This window comes from Bacillus sp. AP50, assembly GCF_040492675.1.
Classification (GTDB): Bacteria; Bacillota; Bacilli; order Bacillales; family Bacillaceae_G; genus Bacillus_A; species Bacillus_A cereus.
This window is the reverse complement of record NZ_JBEUTW010000260.1, coordinates 1-1,729: the sequence shown is the minus strand read 5'-3', so window position 1 is coordinate 1,729 and position 1,729 is coordinate 1. Positions and strand designations below refer to the sequence as shown.

The following is a 1,729-nucleotide window of genomic DNA, read 5'->3' as shown; positions in this document are numbered from 1 at the left end:
GTATAATCATCGAGAGATTTACAGTAATATTTTTCATCTAAATATATACTGTATTTACATGTTAGTTCTACTAAAGGATTCCCTTCATCATCAAATACTTCTTTAGAATCAATAATATCTATTAGTGCAAATTTTTCATTTAAGTAAACTTTCTTTTTTTTCTCGTGTTTATTTGTAAGTATAAAAACGAGACCAATCGCGTTAATCAAACTATTTCCTCCTATAAAAAACGGATATTAATAAAATATATCGATATAAGCTAAATGTAAAGAGGAGAGGTGAAATATCATGGAGAGAAAACTAAATAAGCCGATTGGTGAGAGCTGATAATCAGTGGGGGACTCACTGATTAAAGTTTCACTTTATTGAAAGACTTGCGGGAATTGTTTTACGATTGCGTTTGTTATCATGTCAGCCATTTCTAATGCTTCTTTTTCAATTTTATCGTAAAGTTTTACTCCTGCTTCATAATCTTTATTTAGGAAGGCAAGTGCTTCTGCTTTCGTTAGTGCTAAATGTTCATAAAACATTTTTCTAAATTCTTCTTTATCTATATATGGGTTGATACTGTTAAGGAATTCAATAATTGCGTCACCATTAGCGTACCATTTTTTCTCTATAGCGGCCGCTGCATTTTGATTACCAGCTTTTGCGGCTTTAACAAGATCCGCTGCAATTACTAAGTGATCTTTAATTAATGCACTATATTTTTTCACTGCATCCTCACCGTAAAATGGTTCAAGTGATAGTCCCATATGTGTTGCGTTTTGTAGAAGTCGTCCAACAGTAACATTAACATCTGGTAAATTAAATACTATACTTATAATAGCCAATCTCGTCCAAGCGACGTGTTGTTCCCATAAAGAACGCATATACCCTTTTAAAAAATTCTCATTTTTACTAATTCGGTAGTTCCGTACGGATAAATCATAGTTTACATAAGGGTTATGGTAGGGGGAGTAATACGATTGCCAATAAGAATACATAAATAGTAACACTCCTTTGAACATGTATAACTCAAAGTATGATGAAGATTTATTTTTAGTTACGTGTCCTAGATTATTTTTAGGGAATTTGAAATGGAGAAATTCAATGAATGGTGTTGTGGTATATATGAATAAATTGAATATAAAGTAAAAGAGGGTCTGTAAGGGAAGTTGCAGACCCTCAAAAGGGTATTGCCGAGATGTCGGACTCGACTACGTAATGTTATCATAAAATTCTTTTGAAAAAACCTGGTAAATGTGTCCAAATGAAATTGGGACCTTCATACAGTCAAAGGGACCTGCTTCCCGCGGCAGGCCCCAATAACTAGATAATGTCGATGAGCAAAAAACTCATCTGGAGTACTTTTATAGTAACAAGTAAAATGTGTTTTGTGTATTGAGAAAGAAGAATTGCATAATTATATGTGAACAATTTAAATCCCAACAATTTATGATTATCATTAATTGTTGGGATCTAAATATGGTTATAAAATGGAGAAAAGACTTGGAAGTGAGATCGAGGTACACAGAAGTATGTAATCATGAAAAAGACCTGCTAATATAAGCAGGTCAACTTAAGGGGTTTATCCAACAGATTATTATATATGGTAACAACTGAATTGTAGTAAGTCTATACATTTAATATTGAGAAAAATTCTGTGAATGATATATTTTTTGCACATATATTAACGTCTAAAAAGTTGAGAAAGAAAATTAAAAAGCTTTTTATAAGAGAATAATGG

At 31.9% G+C, this 1,729-nt stretch carries 1 protein-coding gene and 1 pseudogene; both read right to left on the bottom strand.

Annotated elements, in window-relative coordinates:
- Positions 1 to 209 (bottom strand): annotated as a pseudogene (locus ABWK52_RS18790) (cytoplasmic protein); the annotation flags it as partial.
- Between the two features lie 153 nt (positions 210 to 362).
- Positions 363 to 986 carry a hypothetical protein gene (locus tag ABWK52_RS18785; RefSeq protein WP_000287727.1) on the bottom strand — a complete coding sequence of 208 codons (624 nt, stop codon included), beginning with the start codon at positions 984 to 986 and terminating at the stop codon, positions 363 to 365.
- Between the last annotated feature and the right edge of the window lie 743 nt (positions 987 to 1,729).

Coding starts and splice junctions, on each gene's coding strand:
- ABWK52_RS18785 (WP_000287727.1), bottom strand. CDS start 986: ATGTATTCTTATTGGCAATCGTATTACTCCCCCTACCATAACCCTTAT.